This is a genomic window from Pseudoalteromonas sp. NH0006-26, from assembly GCF_057552415.1.
In genome coordinates this window covers 56447-71427 of sequence record NZ_BAAJMJ010000006.1, presented here as the reverse complement: position 1 = coordinate 71427, position 14981 = coordinate 56447, and the positions used below count along the sequence as shown (strand labels likewise).

Genomic DNA, 14981 nt, shown 5'->3' with positions numbered 1-14981 from the left:
CTAATTCCTTAATAGAGGTCAGACCACCTCGTTTAGAGTAGCGCTAGTAACGCTAAGTTTCAAGTACATTACTTAGATTAAAGTGTAGTTATCGGTACGATTATTACAATGCGTTGTATGTTATACGAACAGTTTGGCTGTAATCGTTTATTTTGGCTTATCATAAAAAAATATAAGCATTAAAAAAATCAATTAATCTAGTAGTAATATAAGTTTAATTAAGTAAATATACTTATGATGATCAGTGTACGCTTATTAAAAATAGAACGATATTCTATGTTTAGCTTTTTAAAGGTTTATTTATTTTATGTGTGAATTACTTGGCATGTCGGTTTTTTAGATTTCATCCAGTATTAGCTTGTCGCAACCCACTGCAAACCCTCGTTTTTAATGGTATAAAGCTTTTCATTTTGTCTCTTTCTGTTATTGTTATCGCATACTAATCTGTGACCAAAACTGTGACCCATGTGGTGGTCACAGTTTCAAATGGCAATATATGAACTTTACGGACAAATCAATTAAGGCGCTTAAGGCCAAAGAAAAACGCTATGTATTAACCGAGTCAGGTAACTACGGGGAAGGGCGCTTACAAATAAGGGTTAGTGAATCAGGCGCTAAAACGTTCAGGGTTCAGTACCACATAAATGGCAAGCGCAAAGTAATTGGCCTTGGTAATTACCCAACCGTCGATCTTAAAAAAGCGCGTAGTAAACATGCTAAAATAGCAGTCTTATTAAGTGACAATATCGACCCGCAAGAACACCAATTAGAAACTCAAAAAGCAGAGTTTGAATCATCAGCAAAACGTACCATGTTACAAATGCTCGCTGACTTTAACGTATTCATAAGTACACGCTGGGCAGAGTCAACAATAGACCGAACCGAAAAGCTCATTAAAAGAAACATTACCCCGTTTATTAAACCCGAATTAATGCCCGACGAGTTCACAATCGACATGGCCCGTGACATTATTTACCGTGTATATAATCGTGGTGCTAAAGAACAAGCGCGACTGGTTCGCAGTGTACTAATGAGCATATTAAAATTTGCTATAGATTTTGATAACTCACCAGAGCAATACAAAAAGCCAAACCTATACGACATAAAAACAAACTTCATCAGAGACATTAATTTTGAAACGCCAAAAAACAAAGGTGAACGCTGGTTAAATGAAGCCGAACTAAAAAAAGTATGGAATGCAGACGACCTACCTTATTACACCCACCAATACATAAAGCTGGCATTATTACTTGGTGGCCAGCGCGTAAATGAGGTTTACGGATCATACGTAAGTGACTTTGACTTAAAGAGCAAAACTTTCACCATCCCCGCAAATCGTATCAAAGTACAACAACGGGGTGATCACATAGTGCCATTATGCGAAACCGCAATACCAATCATCAAAGAGTTAATGCAGCAAAGCGGTAAAGCAGGGCAAATGTTCCCGCATCGCGACAACCCAACAGCAACCGCACACGTATCAACATTAAGAATGGCAATACTACGATGGTGTGAAAAAAACAAAGTGCCAAACTTTAATCCCCGCGACCTACGCCGAACGTGTAAAACACTGATGGGTAAAGCGGGTATCGATAAAATAAACCGCGACATACTCCAGCAGCACAACAAATTTGACGTATCGAGCGTGCATTATGACAGGTATGACTACATGAAAGAAAAAAGCAAAAGTATAGAAGTGTGGGAAAAGTTTATAAAAAGAACTATTTAAACATTAGCAGTTCAGTAGTTGTTAAGTGCTACTAGTCCGTAATAGACATTAATAAAACGCAATATAACCCGACAAAAAGCGACAAATGCATACAAAATAAACCGTATGAGATTGATATGGGCAATTAAATAGCATATATTTAATAAATATTTTTTAAATATTAAATTGCTTTATGCCGTAGTTGACGGATGTAAAAATAAAAGCATAAAAATGGATTTACAAATGCCAACACAAACAATTGCCAACAATAGCGCGGGTGAAAGTGATCTAGATTTTTTAAATGTGCTAATGGATAAGGTGCAAGAATACCCTTGGTATGCCGCATTAATTGGTATGTTTATGTTTTATTGCTATAGAATTTATATAAAGAAGATTGAAGCTCTATCAGCAAGAGAAAAGCTCCAGTATGAAGATCGAAAACACATAAGAGAAATGAAGATCAGAGCGCACGAGATAAATAAACAAGCACAAAGCAGTAAAAGTGAAGAACCAGCTCAATCAACAAATGGAGGCAGTAAATAATGTATGAACTATTTTTAGTCCCTGTTATTTTTGTATTGTTGTTAATGTATAACTTATGGAGAAGAAAGGATGCGTTAAATGCTAGAGAAAAAATGGCAGATGAGTTAGAAAGCTTTTTAGCAACAGATGCACCAGACGAACATAAAGAAGCGGCTTATGCATTTTTTAGGGTTTGCCTGTATAAATTTGTAATGCCAATGGTTACCTACTATATGCTATTTGGTCCAAAGCAAAGCAAAACAAGTGACGACTCTAGTAATTTTGACGCCAAAGAGGTTATGAAAAAAGAGCAGTACAAACAATGTAAAAAGATTATGTACATGGGCTTTACTGTAATATTAAAAAGAGCGCCAATTACCGCATTCTTTTGTTTACTGATTATGTTACTACACTCAATATTCAAAGCCGTAATAAATAGGCTATCGCCTGGTGAATCGATAGAGCAGTTTGAAGACGGTATTGAAAAACTAGCTCACCGAAACTTTTTGTTTAAATAGAAAAAGCCCGCATCATGCGGGCTTTTTTGTGCCTGTAATTCAGTAAAACTAAATCGATTTTCCTGCAAAAAAACCACTTTACGAACTAGCGTACAATTACCGTTTATTGGGATTGGCGGTTTTTAGATATTTATGATTATCTATGAAGTTAAAAACATTGAATTAACGCTTATTTTTACTATATTAAATTAATCAGGGAAAGCAAGGTATCAGGATGAATACAAAAACATGGATTGTAGCAACAGGGTTAGTAGTACTTTTATTCGGTTGCTCAGGCGTAGAAACACACAAATATACAGAAGTAACCGCATTTAATTTCATTCAAGGGATAGACAAATCAGTTGTTGTTTCATTTGGAGAAAACCCACAAAACCACTACTCATTTGCGATCAGAAAAAAAGACATTAAAACAGGGACTAAATTTTTTTCTGAATCAAAAAATAATACTAACTTTGCAGTGTTTGCTGAATTAAATGGGCAAACATTTATTCGCTCATCAGGCCATGCAACTTATGCACAACTGACCGTTGTAGATGTAGATAAAAAAAACCAAGTAGCTACTTTTAAAATTAAAGCGCAATTGATGGACCTAAATAGTAAAGCCTTAAAAAAGATAGATGAAACTACGGTAAATATAACGGGTAACAAATTTACGATTCTGTTATAAAAAAGCTGTATAAATCCCCAGCTTGTTCAAAACTGAACAAAAACTTAACCTATAACATTAACCTAAAAGGAACTGTTATGGATTACAGCTATTATCAAACCGAAAACGGTAAATTCACTGCTAAAAAATTACCTACCACTAAAACAAACAGCGTAAAAATTAAAGATGATAGCGACCTATCAGGGCTTAAATATGCGCTTCAAGATGAAAAGCCAAAAAATAAAGAGCAATTTTTAAGACTATACGATGAAGAGTTTAATAGTCATTACGACTACGACCCAGAAGTCGACACCTTCAAAGACATGGTTATGGCAAACAAAAATAAAATATTAGGTGAAGAGCTATGGATTAAAACTTATTGGAATGAGTTAGATATATTTGTAAATGATACAGAAGAGCTAGAGCTACAAGAAGAACCTCAAGTTGTAAGCGAAGATTTTGCAAAAAAATTATTAAAAGCCAAGGTAGCGGAACAAATAAAAGAGCTAGAATATAATGATTGGCAAGGCTATTTATCTAAAATGAAACTGCCAGATATAAAAGAACTAGCCAAACAAGCAGGGTTAAAGGTATCAAAAAATAAAGGTCAGTTAATTCACGAACTAATAATTTTTGAAGAGCAAAACACCGGTACTTTAAAAAAGCCTACGCTAATTAAAGCATTACCATCAATGGTAGAAAAAATACAAAAAATACAACAGGCATATATAAATGAAATTGAAAAAGGACTAAGTGAGTTTGAATATCCAGAAAAATACAAAGCCGCAGTTTGGGTATTCGTTACAGACTTTAATGAAGGCGACATAAAAGAATTAGCAGAAGAAAAGCTTAATGAATACAGCCAAATAATAGAAGATGATGATCAAGAGTTATCAGCGAATGATGAAAGTGATTTAGCAATTAAAATAAGCATTTCAGGTGGAAAAGTTCACACAGATGACCACCCTGAAGAATCATGGATTGAGGAAGTAACAAAGCACACGTTAAAACCGTCGATAAAAATTAACTTTCAATATATAAATAGCAAAAAAGAAGCGTCAAATAGAGAATTAAGGCTTGATGCCATCATATTTGATAATGGCTTAACCTACTTTTATGGCTTTTGTTATAAAGCCAACGCAATACGCACATTCAGAGCCGACCGAATTGAAAATGACGTAGCAATTATAGAAACGGGTGAATTAATTAGCGTACAGCAGCTAGTAAATAAACAAATTGAAGGGCTGAACCAACATAACAACCCAGCAACCCATTCATTAACTCAATCAACCATTAAAAAAGCAGCGCCAAAAACAGTTAAAAAAGAGAGCTTACTTAACAGCACAAAGCAAAAACCTACAAACAACCAAATAACAAAAAAACCAAGCACAATCAGTATCGTTATTGGCTGGTTTTTAGGTCTATCAGCAATAGGCGGAGTGATTTCAAATTTTGAAAATAAAGAGTTCTTAGCCGGAGTTGTAAGTTTTTTTGCCATTGGCTTTTTAATTCCGCCTTTACTAAACAAAATTAATTCAACCAATAAAAAAACAGCTGAGGAAAAAGGCAAAAGCCATTCAGATCTAACTCAAAAGTCAGCAAATATATTTGGATTTATTTTAATAATAATTTCAGCCGTTATTGGCAGTTAACAAGTAGCCCGCCAAGTGCGGGCTTTTTGTGCCTGGTGTTTAACTAAAACGACTTACCCGCAAACACCACTTTACCAACCAGTGTGCAATTACCATTAATTGGTATTAATTGCTCAGGCCAGTTGGGGTTGGCGGCTTTTAGGAACTTTTGGCCGCTTTCAATAATTAGCTGCTTAAAGGTGGCTTCGTTATTATCGTCTAGGCGCGCTACTACGTAAGAACCATGAATGCATTCAGCTTCAGGGTCTACAAATATTAAATCACCCTCGTAAAACTTAGGCTCCATACTCACACCTTGTACTTTTAATGCAAACGTTTTATCGCTCGAATTAACAGGGCACATATAGCGCGTTGCATCACATTCGCGCACTTCGTTTATTTCTGACCAAGCACCTGCTTGCACCCAGCTCACCAATGGAACAGTAGATTTAATTATTGGGCCTAATGAAACGTTATTGTTAACGCTTTTCTTATCAGCTTGAGTTTCACCAATCCCAAACAGCAAATATTCTGGGGTACAGTTTAGAGCTTCCGCGAGTGCATCTATTTTGCGAGGGCGTTTTGTTTCGCCAGATTCAATATTGTGAATAGAGTTTTGAGCTAAGCCTGCTATTAGACCTAATTGCGCTTGTGTCATCCCTAACTGAATACGTCTTTTTTCTACTCTTTTACCTAAATCCATTTGTAAATTCCTAATATTAAAAATCGCTTAAAGTGATAAAAACCGATTATCTGCTTTTTATTTTATTTTGTCTAATCAGTTAAATCGATATTGACATCGGTTTAACTGATGTCTATTATCGGTTTAATTGATAAATACTGCTTGGAGGAAATATGAGCGCCGTAGCAAAAGCAATAGAAATAATTGGTGGCCAAACAAAAGCCGCCAAGCTGTTAAGCACAAAACAAAACATTATTTGGTACTGGATTAACCGCCATTGCCAAGCCCCAGCGAAATACATCCCGCGTATTTCAGAACTAACAAATGGCGAAGTATCGGTAAACGATTTGCTCGCCGATCACCAAAAAACAAACAAGGACGATGCAGCATGAACCAATCAAATGTAGCCGATCACTACCGCCGCAATTTACGCGGCGAGGTTATCACCATTAACGACCGCTACTTACGCCCAGCCGATGTAGCAGAAAAGTGCGGTATTCACCGTTCAACAATTTACCGCTTAATAGAGCGCGGCCAGTTTCCTAAATCGCACAAAGCCTCAAGCGGCCGTGTGGTATGGGTAGAGGAAGATATAGAAGAATGGATGCGCCTAGGCGCTGAAAAGTTTCACGAATTTTACGGCCAACATCAAGCAAACTAGGAGCATAACCATGGCAAATGCATTAGTTAAACAAACCAATAACGCACAACCTGCACCACTAAAAGCAGTAGAAGGGCGCCACATACCAAAAGGCTTAGCTGAAATAAAAGCATTAATGAGCGATAGAACGCGCACACCAGGTTACGTGTTTAATGCCGTTTTAACCGCTAAGCAACGCAAAATAGTGTGTATTGCTGCAGGGCTTAAACAACGTCATGTTGAAATGAGCTTTTATCAGTTTAATTTTCAAGAGCGTGATGCAGTGCGCAAAGGCATTTTAGCATTACAAGACATTGTTGCTGCTTTTACTGAAGCAAATGTACTTGGGCGCGAAAACTTTGAAAGAACCCCGCCTAAGTTTGATGTTGTTCCGCATTTAGTTGAACAGTCAAAAACTGATTCACAAGCACACTAAGGAACGGCCATGACTCCCGATCAGCTAATCAATCAAGACAGTGGCAATGTTGAGTTTTACACGCCAGCTAAAGTTTTGAAGTATGTGCACCAAATGTTCCCCGTTATTGATTTAGATCCTGCAAGTAATGCCATTGCCAATAAGTCAGTAAAGGCGGCGCACTACTTCACTAAAGAAGATGATGCATTAACACAAAATTGGATAGGCGAAACGGTGTGGTTAAACCACCCATTTAATAAAGGTGAACTGGCCTGCAAACCAAAGTGCGTTAAAAAAATATGTAACGACCCCAGCTACCATAAATATCGCGGCCACTGCATAACAGAAGACATAGCAAGCAACGGCGATTGGATTGACTACTACTTAGAGCAATTTGCACTAGGTCACTTTAAAGAAGCAATGAACATTACCTTTGTTAATAGCTCAGAAGCATGGTGCCAAAAGTTATTAAACGCAGGTTTAAGCTGTTTTATTGATGGCCGCACACATTTCAACGACCCACAAGGGAATGTAAAAAAAGGCGCACCAAAAGGCTGCTTTATTACCTACCTTGGCGATAGAACCGACGAGTTCCGCAAAATATTCTCAGCGCTTGGCGTTGTGAAATAACAACCAACAAAACCCCAAAGGAATACTAAAAATGAGCCCTATCAAAGACCAAGATCTATCTAAAAAACAGTTAATACTCAATATTGTTTTACACGCTATTGAGCAAGCCAATTTTACTATCCGTCTTTTAAACAAACGTAGCACCGTACACATGCTTATGCAGTGCGAAGACACGCTAACTGATTTGCTACCAATCGTAAAACTGATTGCTGACGATGATGTTAATTTTGAGCAAGTTTACAGCCAAATGAGCATTGCATTAAATGCCGTACAAATTGGTGGCGAGCCAATGGAAATAGAGCTGTAGCGCCGTGGCTAACCCAATCCCGCTCGACCTTGACGCCCTTAACCTATCAAGCATAGCTAAGGGCTTAATTTCGTCTATTACTGATATTGACGACTTTAATTACCTTGCTAGCAACTTGGAAAAAGTGCCTGTATCGCTGCAAAGTCGCATGGCCCGTAAATACATTGATCGTTACACCGAAAAAAAAGCAGGGAGCCAGTTCCGTGCTAATACATGGATGCGCCGCACTATTGCGCGTTTAAAACCCCGTTTTGGTGTACTACTCAGCATTACTCATAATATGCCATTGCCATGGCATATTCTAAGTAGTGTTGAAAAAACTAAAAAGCATGCAGGCACTCTTGCATTAGAGTGCCTTGAAAAAGCACTTGATGTAAGTGAGCAAAACCAGCATTTACCGTATGAAAAAATAGTACGCCTTACCTACGAAGGGGTTGCAGGGTATGCCAAACAGTTTGGCGTAAACGTGCCATTTTACGACATGCGTGAAGACGACCTACCACAAGCCTGTTTTGAAATCGCCTTGCTTAAACTGCAATGCGATAAATGGTGGGCTCGCCAATTAAAAACCCTGCGTAAACAGTTTTTAGAATTACTAGAAATTGCAACCGGCCAAGTGGGTAAAGACCTTTACTACGACAAAAAAAGCCAAAAACCTAAACGCCGTGGTATTAGCCCGTATTCATCAAAACAAGCTCAACGTGAATTTAGCTTTGCCCAAGCCAGTGGCCGTCAGTTCCTCGAAATGATGGAACTACAAAGCAGCGACGGCGATGTAATTAACTTAATTGAAGCCGTAAAAAGCGGCATGGCAAACCCTGCTAACCGCCGTAATGAGCTAATGCTACGCATCCGTGAAACCGAAGAACTAGCCGACGAAATGGGCTACGTTGCCATGTTTTACACCATTACATGCCCTGCGCGTTTTCATGCCAATGCAAGTACGTGGGACGGTTCAACCCCTAAAGATGCGCAAAATTATTTAACCACAACATGGGCGAGGGCACGGTCTAAATTAAACCGCCGTGAACTTAAGTACTTTGGTGTGCGTGTTGTAGAGCCACATGCTGACGGGTGCCCGCACTGGCACATGATGTTATTCATGCCAAAAAACAAACTTCAAGAAATCAACGCTATTTTGCGTTGGTACTTTATTCAAGAGGATAAAAACGAGCTTTACGATCGTTATGGACCCGAGCTTACCCGCGCCAAAGTATTCAATAAATTTGTAGATATAAACACCCACGGTACGCACATAAAAACGGTTGAAGCTTGTGTTAAATACCGTGCAGGCACTGAGAAAACCAAGTTATTTAAAATCTATAAACAAAAGCGCAGCGAGTGGGGCTTTGCTAAAAAGAAAGCCAACGAAGTAGCCATACAACGCAATAAAGAAGAGGCCGAAAAAGCCAAGGCTGAAAAAAGAGAGCCTAAAAAGTTTAAGGCGAAAAACCATAAAGCGCCTACCAAATTTTACCGTACTTTTAGCCCGCGCTTTGACGCTGTAAAGCTAGATAAAAGCAAGGGCAGTGCAGCGGCCTACATTGCTAAATACATCAGTAAAAATATTGATGGTTACATGCTAACCGATCATGTTGATGCCGACACAGGCGAAAACCTGCAGGAGCAAGCTAACCCCGTTTTAGCCTGGGCAAGTACGTGGAATATTCGCCAGTTTCAATTTCAAGGTTCGCCAAGCGTTACGGTTTGGCGAGAGCTTCGCCGTATGCCAAAAGGCAAACCAATTAAAGACGAAATAATAGAGCCTATTCGGTACGCGGCAGATAACGCCAATTGGAAAGATTACGTAAAACTACAGGGCGGCATGTGTATTGGCCGCGCCGCTAACTTTAAATCAATGTACGAAGACACCCCAATGGGCAACGACTACGCCGAAGTAGTTCGCCGCATTAAAGGAGTTGTAACCAACATTGATTACAAGGCCGTGCTTACACGTTTGTTTAATAACGTGCATAACGTAACAGATGCAACCAGTTTAAAAACGCGCCTTATCGAATGGACAAGACAACTCAAAGGTACAGCAGAGAAAATTGCGGCTAAGGCTAGCACCAACGTCGGCGCAGCCGACCTATCTTGGTCTAGTGGTAATAACTGTACGCCTATAGCCGTGGGCTCTAGCGCCGAGTTAATACTTGATATGGTGGGGTGTGATGAAAAACAGATCACAGAGGTTAAAAAGGATCTAAATAGCGGCAAGAGGATCGCCAGAGACGGCCAAATTTACCAAATTAAAAACGGTCAACTTCATGTTTTAGACGAAACCGCACAAATCAAACACAACAAGCACCTCGCTATTGAATACCGAGCAAAAACACTCGCCCAAAAATCGGCAAGCTGGCATGTAACAGAGAGTCATTGGCAGCAAGCCCGCCAATTAGTAGACCTAGCTTACCAATACGCCCAGCTAGACGGGCGCGAAACCCTTAATGCAACGCGCAATGAACTCGGTGAGTTCCATTACGGCGAGCCTAAAAACGGCCTGATCACCATAGGCGATTGGGATTTAGCAATTTTAGTAAACAACAACAGCGCATCAGCAATCAGCGACAACGATTGGTGGTCACTGGATTTAATGGCGTAGGAGAAAAAATGACTATTCAAATTTCAAAAGTACTCATGCCAAAAGCATGTATTAGTTGCCAGGCGTTTTGCCCAAAGGGTTATGCAAAAGATCAGCACAGCCCATTTATTACAAAATTCGATAAGCCCGCGCCTAAAACCCAATACGGCCAATGCGGTAAAACCAATAACAGCGTATTTGCCACCGAAATATGCACCGGCTATCAGCAAGAACCTAACGCCGATGTATTTGCAGTAACTAACAGACCACAACCAAAACAACAGTAAATATTTTGATATGCTGGCACTATTGGTGTTCTTGATTTAGCTAGATTAGTATTGAGCATGGCAGTAACGGCCTTAATCATAAAGATTACTGGCTAATAGACTTAATACTTTATATGTACCCGCTAATTAACTAGTTAGCGGGTACATATATAGTTATCAAAATAAGGAGTTGATATGAGAAAAGGCTTTGAAATAGCAGCCGATTTAACTGAAGTCGCAGTTAAAAGCCAGCTACAAGGAATAGCTAAAGATATACCTTACGTAGGGATTTTGATTAAAGTATGGAATTTAAGCGACTCTATTAGAGATCGCATGTTTGCAGCCAAAGTAATGCGTTTTTTTGAATCACTTGATGATGTTACAGGTAAAGAACGTAAAGAAATGACAGACAAAATAAAGTATGCAAACCAAGAGGACTTAAATAGCGTCACCGATAAAATTATATTTTGTATTGAGTCTATAACTGATATTGATAAATCAGAGTTTATTGCAAATTTATATATTGCTTATATCTTTGGAAAAATCTCTGAAAGTGAATTAAGGCGATGTACTGATATTGTTCAAATGTCGTTTCTAGATGATTTAAAAAATTTTATAAAGACAGGCATCTGCCAGTACTGTAACGAAGAAGAATTAGAATACAACAAGATATTAGGCTTAATCAATACCCCACTTTTAGTCCCTTTTAGAGATGACCATCTTTTAAATCGAATCAGTGACACTGATAATTTAGATAAACCATTATTTAAGGAAACAGATATAGCTGGAAGTTTCAGACACGCCTTTTGGTTCGGTAAAGAGAAAAGGGAAGCTGAAAATTCATAATTTGGCGAAAGCTACAAACCAATTAATTCTAATTGTTCTTCACGAGGTAGGTTTTTAATAAGCGACGCCGCTAATTGCGCAGTAGTTTTACACGGTGGATTTAAGAAGTGATCAAACGATTGGGTAATACGGAACGTAGCCCCGCACTCTTTTGTATTGGTACACGAGCAGTATAAATTAACAACATGGGCGCTTTGCTTTTCGCGTGATGTAATTGTTGCTTTAGCTTCGCAATTTGGACAAGTAACCCGCGCCATAATAACCACCAATCGTTAATAAAATATACTGTTATTATATACAGTGATTTTGTGCATAACAAATAAGCATTTACAAATAGCGGGTATAATCCTAAAATAAATTAATTATCACTTAAGTGATAATTAATTTAGAGGTTTTAGCATGCAATATTTATATAAAGGATCACAAAGCCAAGAGCGGTTAAACTTGTTATTGGCTATGTGTAAAATTAAAAGCGTCGACATTAAAGCCGCCGCGAGTGATCATCTAGTAAAAGGCATGAGCAAAACCCATGCAGCGCTGTTAAATAATGTGCCCGCGCCAAATTTAACGCGAGCATTAAAAACCTTAAATACCTATGCCGGATTAGTAGAAAAAATAAAAGCGCACGACGCGCAGCATAGCCAGTACTACGCTTTACGCGCTGGGCTCTAAATCAAAATTAAGCTGCAACTTACTGCCAATTTCAGGATCCCTTGCTACTTCGTCACTCATTAATTTAATCAGTGGCTTAGTCTCGTTTTTAAAATACATAGCATCGTATTTAGTCGGGTCGCCAAGGCCTGCATTGTTAGCCGGAATAATCCCCGCCAAGCCCGGTGGGAAACGATGGGCGTTAAGTATGTCTTGAGCCGATACGTTTTTAACATTCATAAATTCGTCTTTACTTTCAAAGTTACCCACAGGAATTATTTGTAAGCCTTTTTCTTTACCGTTGGGTATGTTTACAAACAACGAGCGAAAGTTACCCACGCCTTTACTGTCTTGTATTTTTTCTTTTATGTCGTCTTCAACTTTAGGGTCTAAGTTAGGATCAGTCGCGTACATAATAAAACCCATGTGCGCACCATTTAAAAAGTATTTACGGCGGAACAAGGTAGCATCCTCATTTAATAATGTGGCTTGCAAGCCGCCTAAGTAATCGGCCAAACCATACACTTGCTGCACTGGGTCGTACTGGCGAACCCAAATAATGTCGCGTTTTTTATATTTTTTAACTTGGCTATTTCGCTCAAGCACTACCGCGCCACCATCACCACCAACCCGCGTGCGGTAGCTAGGCAGCGGAAACAACCTAACAATTTGCCCAAAGCCATTACGTATTTTAAGTAGTGCTACATCACCAAATTGCACCAGGTTTAAAAACCCTGCTTGTACTTGCTGCGCACTCATACCGCCATTAATAAAGCGGCTCGCGGCCATGTTTGCACGGCTTTGCACTATGCCGCCGTGTTGGGCATTTCGGCGTGTTAAGTTAGCTAATAAATGGCGGTCTACTGGCGGTTCCCAATACTGGTCGGTATCGTTATAAAATAGCGAGTCGTAATCGGTTAGCCACATGTCGGGCATTACTTGCTCAGGCAAGCCAAACACAACGGGCGCATTTTGCTTTGGCGGCTGATCATTTGCTTGGTCTGTTAACTGCTCAGCGTTTTGGTCTAATTCTGCATGGTCCATCGTGATTTTCTCTTATGTGCATGGTTAAGGGGTTCGTTAATAACAGCGTGGCTTATAGCAAAAAATACGTCTGCATGGCCTATGGTGTTATCGCGGCTAGCTTTAAAGGTTATGGCGCCGCCCGTGTCGGTACTGGTGCGGCGTATTGAAAGGCAGCTCATAGCTATATCTTTATGGGATGCATCCCATTCAAGTCGGCCACCTTCAATCAGGTCTATCATTTTAAGTACTAAGCGGGTTTTACTGCCTACGCTGTAATGTATAGCGGTGGCTTCACGCGGGTACAGTGTGCTTATAGAGTCAAACACCCCCGCGCCAATGCCCGTGGTATCTACACCAATATAAGTAACGCGATACTTAGCGTATATTTTTTGAATTTCGCTCACATGGTGCGAAAAGTTCATTCCGCGCCAATAGTGCTTTTCAAGTATTCTAAATTTTTCGCCCGCTATTTCAGGTGGGGCAACCACCACTAAGGCGGCATTATCGCGGGTACGCGATGGGTCGTAACCTAACCACACCTCGCGGTTGCCAAAAGGTTGTGCGGCATTGGGTTTGTGATCTTGCCAGCGGGTGGCATCAACCATGGCTTTTTCAAGGTCGCTAAATTTAAATATACTGTCGGCATCGTCCACAAATATGCACATAAACAGGTTATTAAAATCATCGGCGTTGTATTCGTCGCGCAGTTCTTCAATGTCGAACAGCTCACAACCACCGCGAAGTGCATCTTCAATAGTAACTACATAGCGCCATTGTTTATCGGGGCACAGCCTGCCGTTATCGCGTAATTCATCAAAGCTGGGGAACTCAATTTCTTCGCGCTCAGCGCGACCTTGTCGCCAGTGATCCCCAGTCCAAAATGTATAAGCAGGGTGCGCTTTAGTAGACGGGGTCGAAAAATACGTTTTACGCCACTTTTTGTGCGTGGCCATGGCGCTGGCTAATTTGTTTAGCTCGTTAAACTTACCAATCCAAAAGTATTCATCTACATAAACATGGCCGTGGTAACTTTGCGCGGTTTTGCTGTTGGTACTTAAAAACCGTAATTCGGCATCACCATGGGCGGTGTGCAAAGTAATGGGGTTACCGGTGAGCTCAATTTCAAAAAACTCATGTGCAATGGCTATTATATAACTGCGAAACACCTCAGCTTGTGCGCGACTCGCTGATAAAAATATTTGTGGGTCGCCACTTAATACCGAATCTTTAAACGCTTCACCTGCAAAATAGTAAGTAGCCCCAATTTGGCGGCTTTTTAAAATATTACGAATACGCTGATGCAAATTTTCGTGCATGGTTTTTTGGTATTCAAAGAGTGAGTCGTACCAGGTGCCAAAGTCTTCAGCGGTTAAATGGCTCACATCGTTTTTACGCTTACGGCCTTTGCTTTTTTTGCTGTCGCTGCCGCCTTTATTGTTTTTATTGCTTGGCTGTTTGGTGCTGTGGGGCTGCTCGACCTGTGCTGCTTTTTCTTGCTGGGCACGCTGCTTTTTAAGCTTAACGTGCTTTTCTATCAGCATGTCGAGCTCTTTTATTTGATTGCCTGTTTTATCGCTTACATCGGTAAGTATTAAAATTCGCCGTGCAATGGCTTCGTCTACGTCTTCCTCGCGCAGCATATCGCGCCAATTGTATTTATCGGCCCAATAGTAAATAACACGGTTGTTTGGTAACGCCAGTTCCGCACGTATTTCGTCGGGCGTGTGGTGGCGTAAATAAAGCCGTTTTGCTGCTTCGCGTATTTCAGGTGAATAAGCCATTACGTGGTATTAGTCGCTCGTAAAATTAATAACTAGCCACAGTGTATTGGTTTACAATAAGCTTATAACCGCATAAAAAACCTCATGTTTCCTAAAACTCCAATCTAGGAATTACCAAAAAGCTAACCAAT

At 39.8% G+C, this 14981-nt stretch carries 18 protein-coding genes; 14 read left to right on the top strand and 4 right to left on the bottom strand.

The window, feature by feature from the left end; translation table 11 throughout:
- Positions 1–496 precede the first annotated feature (496 nt).
- The 5 genes from AC27JR_RS10695 (at position 497) to AC27JR_RS10675 (ending at position 5046) form a co-directional block, all read left to right on the top strand.
- Positions 497–1729, top strand: coding sequence for a tyrosine-type recombinase/integrase (locus AC27JR_RS10695; protein WP_487173584.1), 1233 nt, complete (start codon positions 497–499; stop codon positions 1727–1729).
- Between the two features lie 222 nt (positions 1730–1951).
- A complete protein-coding gene (locus AC27JR_RS10690; RefSeq protein ID WP_487173582.1) occupies positions 1952–2251 on the top strand; it encodes a hypothetical protein in 300 nt (99 codons plus the stop codon).
- Complete coding sequence (locus AC27JR_RS10685; RefSeq protein ID WP_487173581.1) at positions 2251–2748, top strand: hypothetical protein; 498 nt, start codon at positions 2251–2253, stop codon at positions 2746–2748. Before AC27JR_RS10690 ends, AC27JR_RS10685 begins: the two co-directional genes overlap by 1 nt.
- Before the next feature lie 214 nt (positions 2749–2962).
- Positions 2963–3415 (top strand): hypothetical protein, encoded by a 453-nt coding sequence (locus AC27JR_RS10680; RefSeq protein ID WP_487173580.1) that lies wholly within the window; start codon positions 2963–2965, stop codon positions 3413–3415.
- A 77-nt stretch (positions 3416–3492) separates the two neighbouring features.
- Positions 3493–5046 (top strand): WYL domain-containing protein, encoded by a 1554-nt coding sequence (locus tag AC27JR_RS10675; protein ID WP_487173579.1) that lies wholly within the window; start codon positions 3493–3495, stop codon positions 5044–5046.
- A gap of 43 nt (positions 5047–5089) precedes the next feature.
- On the opposite strand, the gene AC27JR_RS10670 is transcribed toward AC27JR_RS10675, so the two are convergent.
- Positions 5090–5728 (bottom strand): LexA family protein, encoded by a 639-nt coding sequence (locus tag AC27JR_RS10670; protein WP_487173578.1) that lies wholly within the window; start codon positions 5726–5728, stop codon positions 5090–5092.
- A gap of 152 nt (positions 5729–5880) precedes the next feature.
- Here AC27JR_RS10670 and AC27JR_RS10665 point away from each other — a divergent pair, with 152 nt between their 5' ends.
- The 8 genes from AC27JR_RS10665 (at position 5881) to AC27JR_RS10630 (ending at position 11392) form a co-directional block, all read left to right on the top strand.
- Positions 5881–6099 (top strand): YdaS family helix-turn-helix protein, encoded by a 219-nt coding sequence (locus AC27JR_RS10665; protein WP_215522012.1) that lies wholly within the window; start codon positions 5881–5883, stop codon positions 6097–6099.
- The gene (locus AC27JR_RS10660; RefSeq protein WP_024602766.1) at positions 6096–6368 is read left to right on the top strand and encodes a helix-turn-helix transcriptional regulator; all 273 of its coding nucleotides are present in this window, start codon (positions 6096–6098) and stop codon (positions 6366–6368) included. Before AC27JR_RS10665 ends, AC27JR_RS10660 begins: the two co-directional genes overlap by 4 nt.
- A gap of 10 nt (positions 6369–6378) precedes the next feature.
- Positions 6379–6783: a hypothetical protein gene (locus AC27JR_RS10655; protein WP_487173577.1), complete on the top strand. Its 405-nt coding sequence runs from the start codon at positions 6379–6381 to the stop codon at positions 6781–6783.
- Positions 6784–6792: 9 nt separating this feature from the next.
- On the top strand, positions 6793–7392 hold the full coding sequence (locus tag AC27JR_RS10650) for a DNA N-6-adenine-methyltransferase (protein ID WP_487173575.1): 600 nt from the start codon (positions 6793–6795) through the stop codon (positions 7390–7392).
- 31 nt (positions 7393–7423) lie between these two features.
- Positions 7424–7699: a hypothetical protein gene (locus AC27JR_RS10645; RefSeq protein ID WP_487173574.1), complete on the top strand. Its 276-nt coding sequence runs from the start codon at positions 7424–7426 to the stop codon at positions 7697–7699.
- A gap of 4 nt (positions 7700–7703) precedes the next feature.
- Positions 7704–10301 (top strand): replication endonuclease, encoded by a 2598-nt coding sequence (locus AC27JR_RS10640; RefSeq protein ID WP_487173573.1) that lies wholly within the window; start codon positions 7704–7706, stop codon positions 10299–10301.
- A gap of 8 nt (positions 10302–10309) precedes the next feature.
- Entirely contained in the window at positions 10310–10567 is a 258-nt protein-coding gene (locus tag AC27JR_RS10635; protein WP_487173572.1) for a hypothetical protein, read from the top strand.
- A 174-nt stretch (positions 10568–10741) separates the two neighbouring features.
- Positions 10742–11392 carry a hypothetical protein gene (locus AC27JR_RS10630; protein WP_487173571.1) on the top strand — a complete coding sequence of 217 codons (651 nt, stop codon included), beginning with the start codon at positions 10742–10744 and terminating at the stop codon, positions 11390–11392.
- Positions 11393–11403: 11 nt separating this feature from the next.
- Here AC27JR_RS10630 and AC27JR_RS10625 read toward each other — a convergent pair whose 3' ends face one another.
- Positions 11404–11649: an ogr/Delta-like zinc finger family protein gene (locus AC27JR_RS10625; protein WP_009838248.1), complete on the bottom strand. Its 246-nt coding sequence runs from the start codon at positions 11647–11649 to the stop codon at positions 11404–11406.
- Positions 11650–11791: 142 nt separating this feature from the next.
- On the opposite strand from AC27JR_RS10625, the gene AC27JR_RS10620 reads away from it, so the two are divergent.
- A complete protein-coding gene (locus AC27JR_RS10620) occupies positions 11792–12064 on the top strand; it encodes a hypothetical protein (protein WP_487173570.1) in 273 nt (90 codons plus the stop codon).
- On the opposite strand, the gene AC27JR_RS10615 is transcribed toward AC27JR_RS10620, so the two are convergent.
- Positions 12047–13087 (bottom strand): phage portal protein, encoded by a 1041-nt coding sequence (locus AC27JR_RS10615; RefSeq protein ID WP_487173569.1) that lies wholly within the window; start codon positions 13085–13087, stop codon positions 12047–12049. The two genes, AC27JR_RS10620 and AC27JR_RS10615, sit on opposite strands and share 18 nt — an antisense overlap.
- Positions 13069–14850 (bottom strand): terminase large subunit domain-containing protein, encoded by a 1782-nt coding sequence (locus AC27JR_RS10610; RefSeq protein WP_487173568.1) that lies wholly within the window; start codon positions 14848–14850, stop codon positions 13069–13071. The genes AC27JR_RS10615 and AC27JR_RS10610 overlap by 19 nt, the downstream gene beginning before the upstream one ends.
- Positions 14851–14981 lie beyond the last annotated feature (131 nt).

Bases quoted from the DNA above. Each gene is read 5' to 3' on its own strand.
- AC27JR_RS10675 (WP_487173579.1), top strand. From the start codon at position 3,493: ATGGATTACAGCTATTATCAAACCGAAAACGGTAAATTCACTGCTAAA.
- AC27JR_RS10630 (WP_487173571.1), top strand. From the start codon at position 10,742: ATGAGAAAAGGCTTTGAAATAGCAGCCGATTTAACTGAAGTCGCAGTT.
- AC27JR_RS10690 (WP_487173582.1), top strand. From the start codon at position 1,952: ATGCCAACACAAACAATTGCCAACAATAGCGCGGGTGAAAGTGATCTA.
- AC27JR_RS10620 (WP_487173570.1), top strand. From the start codon at position 11,792: ATGCAATATTTATATAAAGGATCACAAAGCCAAGAGCGGTTAAACTTG.
- AC27JR_RS10650 (WP_487173575.1), top strand. From the start codon at position 6,793: ATGACTCCCGATCAGCTAATCAATCAAGACAGTGGCAATGTTGAGTTT.
- AC27JR_RS10615 (WP_487173569.1), bottom strand. From the start codon at position 13,087: ATGGACCATGCAGAATTAGACCAAAACGCTGAGCAGTTAACAGACCAA.
- AC27JR_RS10665 (WP_215522012.1), top strand. From the start codon at position 5,881: ATGAGCGCCGTAGCAAAAGCAATAGAAATAATTGGTGGCCAAACAAAA.
- AC27JR_RS10685 (WP_487173581.1), top strand. From the start codon at position 2,251: ATGTATGAACTATTTTTAGTCCCTGTTATTTTTGTATTGTTGTTAATG.
- AC27JR_RS10655 (WP_487173577.1), top strand. From the start codon at position 6,379: ATGGCAAATGCATTAGTTAAACAAACCAATAACGCACAACCTGCACCA.
- AC27JR_RS10610 (WP_487173568.1), bottom strand. From the start codon at position 14,850: ATGGCTTATTCACCTGAAATACGCGAAGCAGCAAAACGGCTTTATTTA.
- AC27JR_RS10645 (WP_487173574.1), top strand. From the start codon at position 7,424: ATGAGCCCTATCAAAGACCAAGATCTATCTAAAAAACAGTTAATACTC.
- AC27JR_RS10660 (WP_024602766.1), top strand. From the start codon at position 6,096: ATGAACCAATCAAATGTAGCCGATCACTACCGCCGCAATTTACGCGGC.
- AC27JR_RS10670 (WP_487173578.1), bottom strand. From the start codon at position 5,728: ATGGATTTAGGTAAAAGAGTAGAAAAAAGACGTATTCAGTTAGGGATG.
- AC27JR_RS10680 (WP_487173580.1), top strand. From the start codon at position 2,963: ATGAATACAAAAACATGGATTGTAGCAACAGGGTTAGTAGTACTTTTA.
- AC27JR_RS10625 (WP_009838248.1), bottom strand. From the start codon at position 11,649: ATGGCGCGGGTTACTTGTCCAAATTGCGAAGCTAAAGCAACAATTACA.
- AC27JR_RS10635 (WP_487173572.1), top strand. From the start codon at position 10,310: ATGACTATTCAAATTTCAAAAGTACTCATGCCAAAAGCATGTATTAGT.
- AC27JR_RS10695 (WP_487173584.1), top strand. From the start codon at position 497: ATGAACTTTACGGACAAATCAATTAAGGCGCTTAAGGCCAAAGAAAAA.